Source organism: Candidatus Neomarinimicrobiota bacterium, assembly GCA_021157965.1.
Taxonomy (GTDB): domain Bacteria; phylum Fidelibacterota; class Fidelibacteria; order Fidelibacterales; family Fidelibacteraceae; genus Fidelibacter.
Map to the genome: position 1 here is coordinate 17,064 of JAGGVO010000031.1, position 15,027 is coordinate 32,090.

The window sequence follows — 15,027 nt, forward strand, 5'->3', positions numbered from 1 at the left end:
CCAAAGGAGCGGGTGTTCATGTCCCGATTAAAGGCATATATTGTTCTGGGAAGACCCATAAACCTTCTTCTCAGCATACTGACGGTATTGATGACTGCCTCATTTTTTGTCCCCTTTCCCCAGTGGGAAAAGGTGCTTTCCGCCCTGTTGACGGTGGTTTTACTCAACGCCGGCGGTAATGCCGTCAATGATCTGTATGACGAAGATATCGACCGAATTAACCGTCCCCGTCGTCCCCTGCCCTCCGGACAACTGTCCCGGAAAAATGTCCGCCATTATGCTGTCATAACTTTTACGATGGGGAATATATCCGCCCTTTATACCGGATGGATTCCCTTTGTCATTGCGGCTCTCATCACAACCCCCCTCATGATCGTTTACTCCGCCCGCTTTAAACGCAGACCCCTGACGGGAAACCTGATTATCGCGTTCATACTGGGACTCGTCTTTATTTTTTGCAGCCTGGTTTACGGTAATGTGAAACTTGGTATTACGCCAGCAGTGCTGGCCTTTTTTTATACCCTGATCCGGGAAATCATCAAAGATCTGGAAGATATCAAAGGCGACAAGGCCGAAGGAGCCCGGACCCTGCCGGTGTGCATCGGGGAAAAGAAAACACGGATGATCACCTCTTTTCTATTGTTGTTTCTGGTCCTTGTGCTTCCCTTCCCGGTAAAATTTTCTTTTTACTCCAGTGCTTACCTGAAGCTGGTTCTGCCCCTGGTGGGACTTCCCCTGACGGGGATGGCAATCTATCTTCTTATCCCCCGTGAAAATTTCAGATACGGCTTCTTGTCTCAAATTTTGAAAATTGATATGTTTGCAGGTCTGGCAGCTATATTTGCCGGTATTCATTTTTGAACAGGTTAACAGGATTCACTATGCCCGGTTTTGTACATCTTCACACACACAGCGATTATAGTCTTCTCGATGGAGCCCAGAAAATTGAACGCCTGGTAAAACGGACGGTCGAATTGGGAATGTCGGCAGTTGCCCTGACAGACCATGGTGTTTTATACGGAGTCATTGAGTTTTATAGTGCCTGTATGAAACACAAAATTAAACCCATTATCGGTTGTGAGGTTTATGTTGCTGTAGGATCCCGTTTTGACAGGAAAGCGACGCGGGGTGAAGGTTTCGGAAACAATCACCTGGTTTTGCTGGCCATGAACAATACCGGTTATAAAAATCTGGTGAAACTGGTCTCTCTGGGATTTACGGAAGGCTTTTATTATCGCCCCCGGGTGGACATGGAGCTTTTGAAAAAATACAATGATGGCTTGATTGCCACGTCAGCCTGCCTGAAAGGAAGAGTTGCGGAACTCGCGGTAAAGCACAGCTATGAAGCGGCAAAGGAAGCGGCCCTTGAATATGCGAAAATTTTTCCTGACCGCTTTTATCTGGAGATTCAACGACACGGTATTGAAGAAGAAACCCTGGCCAACGAATCTCTGATTCGTATTCACCGGGAAACCGGCCTGCCTCTTGTATGTGCCAATGATGCCCACTACAATAAAAAAGAAGAAGCGGAATCTCACGATATTCTATTGTGTATTGGAACCGGGAAGCAGTTTAATGACCCCAACCGCATGAAATACAAAGGGGACAGTTTTTATCTTAAGTCCCCGGAAGAGATGGCGGAACTCTTTCGGGATATTCCCGAAGCCCTTGAAAACACCGTTAAAATTGCCGAAAGATGTGATGTAAAATTAAAGTTTGGGGAATATCACATGCCCAATTTCCCCATCCCGGACGATGTCCCGGGAAAAGATCCGGCTGTTTATCTCAAACGCCTGAGCGAAGAGGGGCTTCGGAAAAAGTTTTCCGACGGACATATCCCGGAGGACTATCAAAAACGCCTGGATTACGAATTGGATGTGATCAACTCCATGAAATTCCCCGGGTATTTTCTGATCACCCAGGATTTTATGCGCTATGCCCGTGAACATGATATTCCCGTAGGTCCGGGAAGAGGATCGGCTGCCGGCAGTCTGGTGGCTTATTCTCTGGGCATTACCAATATTGATCCCCTGAAATATGACCTGCTTTTTGAGCGTTTTTTAAATCCCCGCCGTGTGAATATGCCCGATATCGATACGGATTTTTGTTATGAACGCCGGGGTGAAATCATTGAATATATCCGTCAGCGCTATGGCACCTCAAGCGTTTCCCAGATTATCACCTTTGGTACCCTGAAAGCCAAAGGACTGGTCCGGGATATTGCCCGTGTTTTGGGGATGACCTATGCCGAAGGGGACCGGATTGCCAAGTTGATACCCGATGATTTAGGCATGACGCTGGAAAAAGCAGAAGAGCTTTCGGAGGATATCCGGAACCTTCTGAAAAGTGACAACCGGTACCAGATTCTCTGGCGTCATGCCAAAGTTTTACAGGGGATGAACCGCCACTTTGGCGTCCATGCCGCAGGTGTGGTGATTGCCCCCGGCGATTTAACAGATTACAACATTCCCGTGGCCGTGAACAACAATGGCGAACTGATCACACAGTATGATATGAAATCTGTGGAAAAGGCCGGGGTGATCAAGATGGATTTCCTGGGGCTCCGGACTTTGACGGTAATCTATCATGCCACCCGGATGATTAAAGCCAGAGGGATTGGCCTGGATATCAATTCCATCCCTCTGGATGACAAAGAGACGCTCCGTTTATTCAGTGAGGGACAGACACACGGCATTTTTCAGTTTGAATCGGGAGGCATGCGGGAATATCTGCGGAAGCTCAAACCCTCTCACATCAACGATTTGATTGCCATGAATGCCCTCTACCGGCCGGGTCCCATTGAAAATATCCCCGCTTTTATATCCCGAAAAAACGGAATTGAAAAAGTGTCTTATCTGCACCCTCTTTTGAAACCCATCCTCAAAGATACCTACGGGATTATTGTCTACCAGGAACAGGTGATGCAGATTGCTTCGGAAATCGGCGGGTTTGACCTGGGAGATGCCGATTTGCTCCGCCGGGCTATGGGAAAGAAGAAGATGGATATCATGAAGGAAAAACGTATCCAGTTCATTCAGGGTGCCAAAGAACGGAAAGTCCCGGAGAAAATCGCCAATGATATCTATGATCTTCTCATCAAATTCGCTGAATACGGTTTCAATAAAAGTCACAGTGTAGCTTATGCCCATGTGGCATATCAAACGGCATATCTGAAAGCCCACTATCCGGCAGAGTTTATGGCCGCTTCCCTGACCAGTGAACGGACAAATATTAAGCGGGTGGTGGAATTGATTAATGAAGTCCATAAACTGGGTATTGAGTTAATTCCACCGGATGTGAATTTTTCCGAGACCCTTTTCACCACGAAAGACAATGCTATTGTTTACGGTTTGAACGCCATTAAAAATGTTGGTGAAAAGGTGTCGGATGCCATTGTAGACGCGCGAAAAGAGGGTGGCCCCTTCAAAACCATTTTTGATTTAACCTGCCGGGTGGATCCGAAGGTACTGAACCGGAAGGCTCTGGAAAGCCTGATCTATGCAGGTGCTTTGGACTCTCTGGAGGGGAACCGGGCTCAGAAAATGAATGCCGTGGATCTTTCCCTTACCTATGGTCAGCGTTATCAGGAGGAGAAAAATAATTCGCAGGTGAATCTGTTTGGTGAAATGGCACAGCAGGTGGTTTTAACCGAACCTCCCCTGGAAAATATTCCGGAATGGAATGTCTCTTTCCAGCTTGAGCGGGAAAAAGAGCACATCGGTTTTTACCTGAGCGGCCATCCCCTTGAGGATTTCCGGGATGAAATTGAAGCGGTGAGCAATATTGACCTGATCCGGGATGACACGCGAAAGCCCCCGGAGATTATCAAAGCCGGAGGAATCATTAAAAGCCGGAATATTCGATACAACAAACAGAACAACCCCTGGGCCATCTTAAAACTGGAAACATTGACAGAGGACATCACGGTCATTGCATTTCATAAAAGTTATATGACGCATAAAGATCTGATTGAAGAAAATAAAAAGGTCTTTGTGACGGGGAAATTGTCTGAACGGGATCGTGACCGGGATGAGATTTCCATTATCATGGATACGCTTGAGCCCATAGAACATATCCGGGATGTCCAGCTGAAACAAATCCACCTGAGGATGAAGAATGAAACGGCGGAGGATGTTTCTATACTGAATAATTTGAAATCCCTTTTCAACCGGTATCCGGGAAAATTGCAGATTTTTTTTCATATTGTATGCAGTGATCAGAAAGAGAAAGTGATTCATGTACAAAATATCCGGGCGAATGCTTCAGGGGAATTGCTGGATAAACTCCGGGAGATGTTGGGTAAACCCAATGTGTGGTTGATGGCATGATTGCAGTATTACAGCGTGTCAGCAGTGCATCGGTTACCGTCGACCGTGAAGAAAAAGGTCGGATCGGCACCGGTTTGATGATTCTTCTGGGTGTTATGGCGGAAGATCAGAAAAGAGATGCCGATTACCTGGCGGAAAAAATTTCAAGATTCAGAATTTTTGCAGATGATGAAAATCGGATGAACCGGGATATCCTTGAGATAGGGGGAGCATGCCTGGTGGTTTCTCAATTCACCCTTTGTGCAGACTGGTTGAAAGGGCGACGGCCCGGATTTACAAAAGCGGCACCGCCCGAAAAAGGTGAGGAACTCTACGAATATTTCTGTGAACGTCTCCGGATGACCGGGATCCCGGTGAAAACGGGATGCTTTGGGGCGATGATGTCTGTCTCTCTGGTGAATGAAGGTCCCGTTACTTTTATTCTTGATAGCGAGAGGAAATTTCAGCCCCGCATAAACAAATAAATATTATAATATGTTCTTTGAAAAAGGTTTCTGTTGTTCTAATTTAGGATATGAAACAGAAATCCGAATATTTAAAAGACCGTTCCACCGCACTGCATTTCTGGCCGGAAGAAGAACGTCCCCGGGAGAAACTGGAAAAATACGGAGCAGATTCCCTGAGTGATGCGGAATTGATTGCCATTTTGATTCGATCCGGCATACCGACCCTGAACGCCGTGGATTTATCCCGGAAAATCCTGCAGGAAAACGGGGGAATTGCCGGCCTGGGACGGATGTCTGCAAAATCCCTTCAGCATATCAAAGGTATGGGACCGGCGAAGGTGATGACCCTCATTGCCGCTTTTCAGCTTGGAGCGCGATTTGCCGCAACGGAAGCGTTGAGCAATCAACCTCAGATGACGAATCCGCGGAATGTCGCCATGCGGTTCGGGCCGCCCCTTCGCCTTCTGAATTATGAGATTTTTAAAGTGATTCTTCTGAACAGCCATAACCGTATTATCCGGGACATTGTGATCAGCCGGGGGCATCTGAATGCTTCAGTTGTTCATGCCCGGGAGATCTTTAAGGTTGCCATTGATTACCTGGCGGCGGCAGTGATTCTCATGCACAACCATCCCAGTGGAAATCCCGAACCAAGCCGGGAAGATATTGAAATTACCCGAAAAATTGTAGAATCCGGAAAAATTATTGGGATTCCTGTTCTGGATCATATTATAATTGCTGACAGGGATTTCACCAGTTTTGCGGACAGACAATTGATTTGAGAGGGAGAATGTGAAAGATGGGGAGATGAACGGTGCAACTTGCAACGAATGGGAAAAAATGGTCCCGGATTTCAGGCCGGTGACCGGGGAACAAAGGAGGATCGATGCATACATACATGGATAGAATTCACGAGATATACAAATCCGTGGGCCATTTTCTGGAAAAGGGTCTGGCCGATCAGGGGCTGAATCTTATTAAACATGTTACGGCGGATATTCGGGATCATGTGGTCATCCGCTACCTGAACGGAGTATGCCAGCAGGAATCGGGGGCTTCTGAGATGGCTGAGTATTATTTCCGGAATGTTATTCATGAGGATCCCGGGTTTGTGTCCGCGGCGGAAGCCCTGCTGTACATGCGGGACAATATGCTTTCGGACGGGGAAAAGGCCTATCTTTGTGAACTTATCGGAATGATAAAACCGGAAACGGCGTCCCTGAAGGAAATACGAAAAAGTCTGGCTGAAATCACACCTGAACCCCTTAAACTGCATGAAAAACCGGAAGAAGTGTCCCGGATTCTCCACTCCCACTCCAGCACAGACCAAAAGGAACGGGAAAAGCAGCCCGAACCATCGAAAGAAGATCCCATACTTCATACAATCACATTGGAAAAAACAAAATCCGTTTCGGATAGCACCCGGACATCCCCGGAAGATATGCCTGCCCGGGAGGAATCCTCCTATCTGGGGGATATCCTTGTCGATTTGAAGAAAAAAGTATCTGAAAAAGAAACACGCAAACCGGAAATGCCGCAAAAGGATGAAGAAAAAGAATCGGCTCTGGATATTCACCTGTCTCCTGAGGAAGAAGCGGAAATTGAACGGGAAGAAAAGCTGGAAGAGAGGGAATTGCTGGCTGATTCGGAAGAGGCTTCCAAGTTAAAAGATTTGTTGAAGACCCTCCATGAACGGAAACATCGGGATATTGAGGATCAAAGACCCGAGAACCTTGCAGAAACGTCAAATGAGGAGAACCGGGAAATGTCCGGGCCTTTTGACACGCTGACCATGGCAAGGGTTTATTTTAAACAGGGTGCTTATTCATCGGCTTTGCGGATTTTGGGACTCCTCAAAAAGAGCACTTCGGATGAAAAAAAATTAAAGGAAATTGAATCCCTAATGAATAAAGTCCGGGAGAAAATCGAATCCGAAAAAGCAGAATAACAATGCCCGACATCAAAAATCTTGTCCTGGATCTTGGTAATGTAGTTGTAGATGTGGATTATCCCCGCTTTTGTCTGAAAGTGGGTATTGATGAAAAAGCTTTCGAGGCTTTTTACGACTCGCCATTTTTCAGGGGTTTTGAAATCGGAAAGAAGACTCGGGAGGATTATTTTCGCGCTTTGGAAAAGTACACCGGATTTCCTGCTGACAGGCGGAATGAGTTAGAAAGGCAAATTCATACGGCTTTTCCCCTTCGTTTACGAACTTGGGGGATGATTCATTTTTTAAAGCAGCACATGCCTGTCTATCTTTTATCCAATACCAATGTGGTGGATTTTGAAAACATCGATGCCCATGTCGGATTAAGAAAAGCCTTTCATAAAGTCTACCTTTCTTATGAACAAAAGCGGAGCAAACCGGATCCTGAAACCTATCGCCACGCTGCCCGGGTATTGGGTATTCATCCGGAAGAAACCCTTTTTTGCGACGATCGGCAGGACAATATCGAAGGTGTACGCCAGGCAGGCTGGCAGGGATATCAGGTGGAAAGCGAAGGGTCTTTTTTAACATTTCTCACAAAAACCCTGGAGCTGAATCATGGAGGATTGAGATGGTAATTATGACCCCCCGGACTCCCCGGACAAAATCCAATGTGTGGATTCCTCTGTTGTTAGGACTCCTGCTCTCGGTGTTTTATTTTTATCATGGGCGCATGAGTACGTATGAGCGTTTTTTCAGTAATAATACCATAACAGCTCCGCTGCTGTCAGTTTATTATCAATGGCTTTCGGCTGTTTTAATCTTTTTTATTATCCCTTCCCTCACCTGGACCGGCGTTATGGGTTACCACATAAAGGAAATGGGATTTCGGTTAGGGGATTGGAAAAAGGGACTTCTTGCCCTGGGGATTGGTCTTCCCCTTATGTTGCTTTATGCCTTTGGTGCTTCTCAAATGTATGAGTTCCAGGATATATATCCGCTGTATAAATATATCGGCATGGAAAGTATCTGGGTGATTCTCCGCTATTATCTCACGGCATTTCTTTTTTATTTTTCTTATGAAGCCTTTATCCGGGGATTTATTTTTCATGCTATGAAGGATGAATTGGGTGTTCTCGGAGCCATTCTGATTGCCGCCCTTGTCGGCGCACCGGTCTACATCGGAACCTCTGAAATGGAAGGTATCATGTCCATTATCCTCCACCTGACCTTTGGTGTAGTGGCCTGGAAAACCCGCTCTTTTCTCTATTCGGCCATACTGGGATGGGTCTGGCTTGTGGCTGTGGATTGGTTCATTATTTTGGGCATTTGAATCCAGGAAACTCCAAATTTTTATGTAATGTGCTATAAAACACGGTTTTATTTAGCATTATGAGTTAATTTTTTTTAAATGATTAAAAAAGTGTAAAATCATTATGCTCTCTCGGGCATTCTATAGATAAAATTAATCTTCCGGAGGACTTCCCATGAAATTGAAGAAAAATATTGCTGTCAGCGAAACAGGATTTATTTTTGATCCGACAAGCGGAGATTCCTATACCCTGAATCCGATTGGAATGGAAATCGTAACCTTTTTGAAGGAAGGACTGGACCCGGAAGTCATTTCCGGCAGGATTCTGGAAAAATACGATGTGGAAAAAGGAGTTCTGGAACGGTATCTCTACGATTTCTTTGGACAGCTAAAACAATATCAACTGATTGAAGAGGATGATGAAAGCTGAAATTACTATTGCGGTCTCCGGACTGAATAATGTTGACAGTCCGGGTCCCGGAATTCCTGTCGTTCGCGGTATCCGGGATTCTGAATATTTTGAGCCCCGGATTGTGGGACTGGTTTATGAAAATCTGGAACCCGGAGCCTACATGCATGACCACGTGGATAAAAGCTACAAAGTGCCCTATCCGTCCGAAGGAAGCGGAGTGCTTATGGAACGGATTCGGGATATTCATGCTAAAGAATCCATAGATGTGCTCATTCCCAATTTCGATTCGGAGCTTTATGCCTTTATGAAATCAGAACCGGAACTGAAGCGGCTTGGCATTCATACTTTTTTACCCACACTGCAACAATTTGAAGAGCGACATAAGTCAAACCTGCCTGAATTTGGTGAAAAATACAAGGTAAAGGTCCCTGAAAGCCGGGCTATAACGAGTATTCAAGAGATTAAAGAACTGGAAGAGGATTATGAATACCCCATGGTAATCAAGGGGAAGTTTTATGATGCATTCATTGCCTACTCATTTGAACAGGCTCAAATTTATTTCAATAAAATTGCATCCAAATGGGGATTGCCCATCGTTGTCCAGCAGTATATCCGTGGCACCGAAGTGAATGTAGTTGCATTGGGAGACGGCCGGGGTAATACTGTCGGAGCTGTCCCCATGAAAAAGCAGTACATCACCGATAAGGGAAAAGCCTGGGGCGGGATAACCCTGGATGATCCCAAAATGTTAGACCTGACCCGCCACATTATCGGACAAACCAAATGGAGAGGCGGGATGGAACTGGAGCTTATCCGGACCGATAAAAAGGAGCTGTATCTGATTGAAATCAATCCCCGCCTTCCTGCCTGGGTATATCTTGCCGTAGGAGCCGGACAGAACCTGCCCGAAGCCCTGGTCAAACTGGCACTGGGATATCCTGTTGAAACCTTTACGGCATACACCGTGGGCATCCTTTTTATCCGGTACTCGTATGATATGATCTGCTCTCTGCAAGATTTTCAGTCACTCACCACCCGGGGGGAGTTATAGAAGGCGGGGAGAACCCGCAACCCAAATAAGGACTTGAAATAAAATGATGAAAGATGAAAAAATGAAAAAAATACCCTTTGAAAGACCGCTGATTCAAAAAATTAATGCAGGACTTCCAAGTAAATACGGCATGGTCCGGCGACCGGAACCTATCGAGGAGATAGAAGGGATTTCTGTTGAATCTCTCCTGAAAGAATATGGCTCTCCACTCTTTGTTTTGTCTGAAAAGGTGCTTCGGAAGACATATAAAGAGGCATACAGGGCTTTTTCCTCGCGCTATCCCAAAGTTCGGTTTGCCTGGTCCTACAAAACAAATTATTTGAATGCCGTGTGCAAAATATTTCACCAGGAGGGCTCCTGGGCTGAAGTGGTTTCCGGATTTGAATACGATAAGGCTCTGATCAATGGAGTCCCCGGTTCAAAAATCATTTTTAACGGTCCCTATAAATCCCGGGAAGACCTGAAAAAGGCGATTGAGAATAACTCATTGATCCATATTGATCATTTTGATGAACTTTATGAACTCCTGGAGCTTGCCAAGGTTCTTGAAAAACGCCCCCAAGTGGCAATCCGGGTGAATATGGATACAGGAATATATCCCCAGTGGGACCGTTTCGGGTTTAATTATGAAAACGGAGAAGCCTGGGATGCCCTGAACCGGATCATGATCAGTAAGCAAATAGATCTTTTGGGACTTCATACACATATCGGGACATATATGATGACGGTTCAGGCATACGAAAAGGCAGCCTTAAAACTGGCAGATCTGGCTATCGGAATTGAAAGGAAATACAAGCACACGATTAAATATATCGACATGGGTGGTGGATTTGCTTCTAAAAACACCCTGAAAGGGGCCTATTATCCCGGCAGTGATACGGCACCCTCATTTGATGATTTTGCCGAAGCCATTGTTTCAGCCCTGATGAGATCGGAATTCAAACCGGATCATTTACCACTGCTTATTCTGGAAACCGGTCGGGCCCTGGTGGATGATGCAGGCTGGCTGGCAGGAACTGTGGTTGCCAACAAACGCCTGGCCGATGGCCGCCGGGCCACCATTATCGATGCGGGTGTGAACCTCCTTTTTACATCATTCTGGTATGAACACGATATCCGTCCGGCAAAACACCTTTCCGAACAAACGGAAGACACTACAATCTATGGCCCCCTCTGCATGAATATTGATGTTATCCGGGATCATATCCAGTTCCCCCTTCTGAAAAAAGGAGACCCTTATGTTATCCGGAGGATTGGAGCATATAATAATACTCAATGGCTTCAGTTTATTACACTTCGTCCCCGGGTGATTTTGATTGATACACAAGGGAAAACCCATATTATCCGAGATAAGGAAACACTCGAAACCCTGAACCGATGCGAGCATCTTCCGGATCACCTGACCTGAAAAAGGAACTGCTTATGAAACGTGAGTTCGATTTTAAAGGCAGTCTGCTAAACAGCTATTCGCAAATTTTCTTTTCCGATAACCGTTTGTTTGCCGGCATTTTGATCATTGTGACCTTTGTGGATTTCTATACCGGTCTTTTTGGGCTTTTGGCGGTCCTTACAACAACTCTCCTGGCCCGCTACCTTGGATTTCATCCCTTCAAAATTCACCAGGGGTATTATGGGTTTAATTCCCTGTTGGTTGGTCTTGGGCTGGGTATTTTTTTTCAACCGGGCCCTTTGCTGGTTCTGATTGTCATTTTAGCATCGATCCTCACCCTTTTTATTGCCGTAAGCTGTGAAGGCATCATCGGCAAGTATGCCCTTCCCTACCTGAGCATTCCCTTTGTTGTGTCTATGTGGATTTTGACTCTGGCTTCCCGTGAATTTCAGGCTCTGGGATTGAATGAGCGGGGGATCTATACATTAAATGACTTGTACATCATGGGTGGTAGTTCCCTGGTACAAATGTATGACTGGTGGAATCAACTGGCAATCCATCCCTCGGTGCGTGCCTATTTTCTTTCTCTGGGAGCGATTCTCTTTCAATACAATATGCTTACAGGTATCCTGGTGGCTGTTGGACTGCTTATTTATTCCCGAATTGCCTTTACCTTGTCCCTGCTTGGTTTTTATACGGCATACTTTTTTTATCTGCTCATCGGAGCACCCTTTTCCGAGGTGAGTTACAGCTATATTGGTTTCAACTATATTCTGACGGCCATTGCCACTGGAGGATATTTTATTATCCCGAATAAAAATTCCTACCTGTGGGCTGTGCTGGTTATACCTCTGGTGGCGGTTCTGACGATTGGATTTTCCCGTATTCTCGCGGTATTCTACCTGCCGGTCTATTCGCTGCCCTTTAATGTGTTGTCCCTCCTTTTTCTGTATGTTTTGAAATTTAGGGTGGATAACAGGGCAAAACTGACACCGGTGCTGGTTCAGGAAAATACTCCGGAGAAAAATCTCTACTCATACCTGAATTTTATGGAACGTTTTGGAAAAGAGAGCACAGTTCCAATTCACCTGCCTTTTTACGGTGAATGGATCGTTACCCAGGGACACGACGGCGAATACACACATAAAGACCGGTGGCGCCATGCCTGGGATTTCGAAATTGCCGATGAGACAGGGAAAGCCTGGAAAAATTCCGGGGATTTTCGCGAGGATTATTTTTGCTATGATAAAACCATCATTGCACCGGCTGATGGTACGGTTGAAGCCGTGGTGAATGATGTCCCGGATAATACCATCGGGGAACGAAACCTGGAACAGAACTGGGGAAATACAATCGTTATCAAACATGAGAAGGACCTGTTTACGAAATTGAGCCACCTGAAACCCGGTTCTATCCAAGTGAAACCCGGCGATAAGGTCCGGAAAGGAGATGTGCTGGCCCGCTGTGGAAATTCTGGAAATTCCCCTTATCCCCACCTCCATTTTCAGGTCCAGCGGACGCCTTATATCGGTTCTGAGACTCTCGATTACCCCATTAGTAATTATATGCTCCGCCGGGACGAGGAATTTATCCTTCAAACTTATACCATCCCCCGGAAAGAGGACCGTATTTCTGCAGTTCAGGTGAATTCAGCCCTTAAAAAAGCTTTTCATTTTATTCCCGGGGAAAAAATCCGCTTTACCCTGCAAGGCTCTTCCGAAGCTCTGATATGGGATGTAAAAATCAATGAATTTCTCAATAAATATATAGAATGCCGGAAAACCGGCTCGAAAGCCTGGTTTAAAACCGATGATACCATGTTTTATTTTACTCATTTCGAAGGAGAGCGGGATTCCCTTCTGTATCACTTTTTTTGTGCGGCATACCGGGTTTGTTTCGGGTATTACAAGGGGCTTGTGATTGAAGATTCTTTTCCACTGAACATGGTGTTTTCTAAAAATAATCTCATTTTTCAGGATTTTGCTGCACCCTTTTTCCGCTATAAGAAGGGTAGATACACACTTACCTATACCAGCCAGGAAGAAACCCTCTCAGATACACGACTTCTCCTTGAATCTGCAGTGACCACCTATTCTTTTGGGAAAATCCGGTCACACATAAGCTATTCCTGTAATATTGATAACGGAGGAATGAAGGAGTTTGCAATTCACCAGGAATCTTTAACCCGGAAGGTATCATGCGCTACAGAATAATCGGGATAATCTATCTGATATGTGCTATCACTCTCTTTGCCCGGGAGCCTTTTCTCAATACACTGACCGTGGAACAGGAAACGGCCCGATATGCTCTGAGCGGTAACTGGGATGCCGTGATCAGAACAGGTAAAACAGCCCTGGCACAAGGGATTGATTTTTATAATCTCCGGTACAGAATGGGCATTGCCTATTACCATCTGGGGAATTATCATGCGGCGGCACGGCATTTCTACAGGGCATACCGGATCAATGACACAGAACCTCTCTTGAAGGAGTACCTTTACTGGGCATACCGGTATGCCGGCCATGAAGCTGATGCACGGGTCCTTGCTGCCGGATTTACACAGGAACTGAAAAGAAAAGCAGGCGTTCCGGACCAGTACCCGGGGGATTACCTGAGCATCTCTTTTAACGCCGGTTTCCCTGTCGACAAATCGTTTACAGACAGTTATGTCAATGATACCGGCTTGGCTGTCAACGGATCCCAGTTTTTGTCCAAAACACTAAACTATGCAGATGTGGGAATTCAAAAAAGTCTTTCACCGCGTCTGTCTGCCTATGTAAGCTATGCCCGCTTAAAGAAAACATCTTATCTGTATGCTCAGGAAAACGGATATGCCGTGGTTAAACCCGACTATGAAACAAATCTGAATCAGGTCTATATATCCGGGACATACCACGTAATTCGGGGGACAGATTTGACAATCGGAGCCCATTTTATCAACATTTTTTATCAAAGGGACCGTTATGTGTTTGACGGTTTGGAAGGGCGGATTGTCACCGATGAAATATCAGATAATGACAAGCTGGTGCTTATGTCTGTCCGGCACCGTTTCCCCTATGTGACAACCGGCATCACCTCGATTTTCAGCAACCTGAATCAAAAAGATCAGGTGCAGGGAGATTTACAACTTACATTTTATCCTCTTGGGAATCTCAATCTCTATGGAGGATGTATCCTGACATACCTCCACCAGAATTCCGGTGAAAATACGGTAATCACCGAACTGCTTCTTGGAGGTAAACTTCTGCCGGTGTTGTGGGCTGAGGCGATATATTCCACCGGTGATTTGCACAATGCATCCCGGTATCAGGGCTACGTTGTGTATAACGGGATGGATGTTATCACCCGGCGCATCGGCGGGCGATGGATCATTCCTGTCTCTGAAGATTTGACGGTCCGCCTGAATTATGCCTACCAGAAACATGAAAGTTCTTTTCATCCTGAAAATACCGGCCTGACTGAAACAAACCGGATTCACTATAAAAGTCATTCCATAACGGGAGCACTGCAATGGAATTTTTAAAACATCGTTACATAAAATTTATGGTCCTGTCCCTTGTATGCTGGGGAATTCTGTATGCTCAGGATGAGGTGATAAAAGCCTTTGAAACGAGCTATACACAGGAGAAAGAGGGTGATTATCAACATGCTGCTGAAGCATTAATGGCAGTATATAATGAAGATTCCTATGAGATAAACCTCCGCCTGGGTTGGCTGTATTATCTTGACGGGAAAATGGATAAATCCGAAACATATTACCGGAATGCAGTGAAACTCCGTCCCTATGCCATAGAGCCACGCTTAGGGCTGGCATATCCCCTGTCTTCCCAGGGGAAATGGGTGGAAATTGAAGAGATGTATCTGGATATTCTTGAAATGGATCCCCGGAATTCTATGGTCAATTACCGGATGGGTCTCATTTGTTACAACCGGGGAGAGTATGAAAAGGCAGATCGTTATCTGGAAAAAGTATTAAATCTGTATCCCTTTGATTATGATACCCTTCTGCTGACAGCCTGGACAAAACTCCGTCTTCAAAAATACAGGGAAGCTGAAATATTGTTCCATAAAACACTCATGGCCAGCCCCGGTGATTCATCTGCACTCGAAGGACTGGCCATGCTTCCTTAATCAAAGGAAGTTTCCCTTTTTATGTAAATT

13 protein-coding genes are annotated in these 15,027 nt (G+C 45.6%); all 13 read left to right on the forward strand.

Annotated elements, in window-relative coordinates:
• The first annotated feature begins 18 nt into the window (after nucleotides 1–18).
• The 13 genes from J7K63_03665 (at nucleotide 19) to J7K63_03725 (ending at nucleotide 14,997) form a co-directional block, all read left to right on the forward strand.
• Nucleotides 19–861, forward strand: a complete 843-nt coding sequence (locus J7K63_03665) for a geranylgeranylglycerol-phosphate geranylgeranyltransferase (GenBank protein MCD6234120.1) — start codon at nucleotides 19–21, stop codon at nucleotides 859–861.
• Between the two features lie 20 nt (nucleotides 862–881).
• Nucleotides 882–4,328 carry a DNA polymerase III subunit alpha gene (locus J7K63_03670; GenBank protein ID MCD6234121.1) on the forward strand — a complete coding sequence of 1,149 codons (3,447 nt, stop codon included), beginning with the start codon at nucleotides 882–884 and terminating at the stop codon, nucleotides 4,326–4,328.
• Complete coding sequence (dtd, locus tag J7K63_03675) at nucleotides 4,325–4,792, forward strand: D-tyrosyl-tRNA(Tyr) deacylase (protein ID MCD6234122.1); 468 nt, start codon at nucleotides 4,325–4,327, stop codon at nucleotides 4,790–4,792. The genes J7K63_03670 and dtd overlap by 4 nt, the downstream gene beginning before the upstream one ends.
• A 50-nt stretch (nucleotides 4,793–4,842) precedes the next feature.
• The gene (radC, locus tag J7K63_03680; protein ID MCD6234123.1) at nucleotides 4,843–5,556 is read left to right on the forward strand and encodes a DNA repair protein RadC; all 714 of its coding nucleotides are present in this window, start codon (nucleotides 4,843–4,845) and stop codon (nucleotides 5,554–5,556) included.
• 104 nt (nucleotides 5,557–5,660) lie between these two features.
• Nucleotides 5,661–6,722 (forward strand): hypothetical protein, encoded by a 1,062-nt coding sequence (locus J7K63_03685; GenBank protein MCD6234124.1) that lies wholly within the window; start codon nucleotides 5,661–5,663, stop codon nucleotides 6,720–6,722.
• 2 nt (nucleotides 6,723–6,724) lie between these two features.
• Nucleotides 6,725–7,339 carry an HAD family phosphatase gene (locus J7K63_03690; protein MCD6234125.1) on the forward strand — a complete coding sequence of 205 codons (615 nt, stop codon included), beginning with the start codon at nucleotides 6,725–6,727 and terminating at the stop codon, nucleotides 7,337–7,339.
• Complete coding sequence (locus J7K63_03695) at nucleotides 7,333–8,034, forward strand: hypothetical protein (GenBank protein MCD6234126.1); 702 nt, start codon at nucleotides 7,333–7,335, stop codon at nucleotides 8,032–8,034. Before J7K63_03690 ends, J7K63_03695 begins: the two co-directional genes overlap by 7 nt.
• Before the next feature lie 154 nt (nucleotides 8,035–8,188).
• Nucleotides 8,189–8,443, forward strand: coding sequence for a PqqD family protein (locus tag J7K63_03700; GenBank protein MCD6234127.1), 255 nt, complete (start codon nucleotides 8,189–8,191; stop codon nucleotides 8,441–8,443).
• Nucleotides 8,430–9,476 carry an ATP-grasp domain-containing protein gene (locus J7K63_03705; GenBank protein MCD6234128.1) on the forward strand — a complete coding sequence of 349 codons (1,047 nt, stop codon included), beginning with the start codon at nucleotides 8,430–8,432 and terminating at the stop codon, nucleotides 9,474–9,476. The genes J7K63_03700 and J7K63_03705 overlap by 14 nt, the downstream gene beginning before the upstream one ends.
• A 61-nt stretch (nucleotides 9,477–9,537) precedes the next feature.
• Complete coding sequence (locus J7K63_03710; protein MCD6234129.1) at nucleotides 9,538–10,884, forward strand: diaminopimelate decarboxylase; 1,347 nt, start codon at nucleotides 9,538–9,540, stop codon at nucleotides 10,882–10,884.
• A 14-nt stretch (nucleotides 10,885–10,898) separates the two neighbouring features.
• A complete protein-coding gene (locus J7K63_03715) occupies nucleotides 10,899–13,079 on the forward strand; it encodes an urea transporter (protein MCD6234130.1) in 2,181 nt (726 codons plus the stop codon).
• On the forward strand, nucleotides 13,064–14,389 hold the full coding sequence (locus J7K63_03720) for a hypothetical protein (GenBank protein ID MCD6234131.1): 1,326 nt from the start codon (nucleotides 13,064–13,066) through the stop codon (nucleotides 14,387–14,389). The genes J7K63_03715 and J7K63_03720 overlap by 16 nt, the downstream gene beginning before the upstream one ends.
• On the forward strand, nucleotides 14,377–14,997 hold the full coding sequence (locus J7K63_03725) for a tetratricopeptide repeat protein (protein ID MCD6234132.1): 621 nt from the start codon (nucleotides 14,377–14,379) through the stop codon (nucleotides 14,995–14,997). Before J7K63_03720 ends, J7K63_03725 begins: the two co-directional genes overlap by 13 nt.
• The last annotated feature ends 30 nt before the right edge of the window (nucleotides 14,998–15,027 follow it).

What these genes read in the sequence shown, in the direction of transcription:
- J7K63_03670 (MCD6234121.1), top strand. Translation starts at nt 882, where the DNA reads ATGCCCGGTTTTGTACATCTTCACACACACAGCGATTATAGTCTTCTC.
- J7K63_03690 (MCD6234125.1), top strand. Translation starts at nt 6,725, where the DNA reads ATGCCCGACATCAAAAATCTTGTCCTGGATCTTGGTAATGTAGTTGTA.
- J7K63_03685 (MCD6234124.1), top strand. Translation starts at nt 5,661, where the DNA reads ATGCATACATACATGGATAGAATTCACGAGATATACAAATCCGTGGGC.
- J7K63_03725 (MCD6234132.1), top strand. Translation starts at nt 14,377, where the DNA reads ATGGAATTTTTAAAACATCGTTACATAAAATTTATGGTCCTGTCCCTT.
- J7K63_03665 (MCD6234120.1), top strand. Translation starts at nt 19, where the DNA reads ATGTCCCGATTAAAGGCATATATTGTTCTGGGAAGACCCATAAACCTT.
- J7K63_03700 (MCD6234127.1), top strand. Translation starts at nt 8,189, where the DNA reads ATGAAATTGAAGAAAAATATTGCTGTCAGCGAAACAGGATTTATTTTT.
- J7K63_03720 (MCD6234131.1), top strand. Translation starts at nt 13,064, where the DNA reads ATGCGCTACAGAATAATCGGGATAATCTATCTGATATGTGCTATCACT.
- radC (MCD6234123.1), top strand. Translation starts at nt 4,843, where the DNA reads ATGAAACAGAAATCCGAATATTTAAAAGACCGTTCCACCGCACTGCAT.
- J7K63_03715 (MCD6234130.1), top strand. Translation starts at nt 10,899, where the DNA reads ATGAAACGTGAGTTCGATTTTAAAGGCAGTCTGCTAAACAGCTATTCG.
- J7K63_03705 (MCD6234128.1), top strand. Translation starts at nt 8,430, where the DNA reads ATGATGAAAGCTGAAATTACTATTGCGGTCTCCGGACTGAATAATGTT.
- dtd (MCD6234122.1), top strand. Translation starts at nt 4,325, where the DNA reads ATGATTGCAGTATTACAGCGTGTCAGCAGTGCATCGGTTACCGTCGAC.
- J7K63_03710 (MCD6234129.1), top strand. Translation starts at nt 9,538, where the DNA reads ATGAAAAAAATACCCTTTGAAAGACCGCTGATTCAAAAAATTAATGCA.
- J7K63_03695 (MCD6234126.1), top strand. Translation starts at nt 7,333, where the DNA reads ATGGTAATTATGACCCCCCGGACTCCCCGGACAAAATCCAATGTGTGG.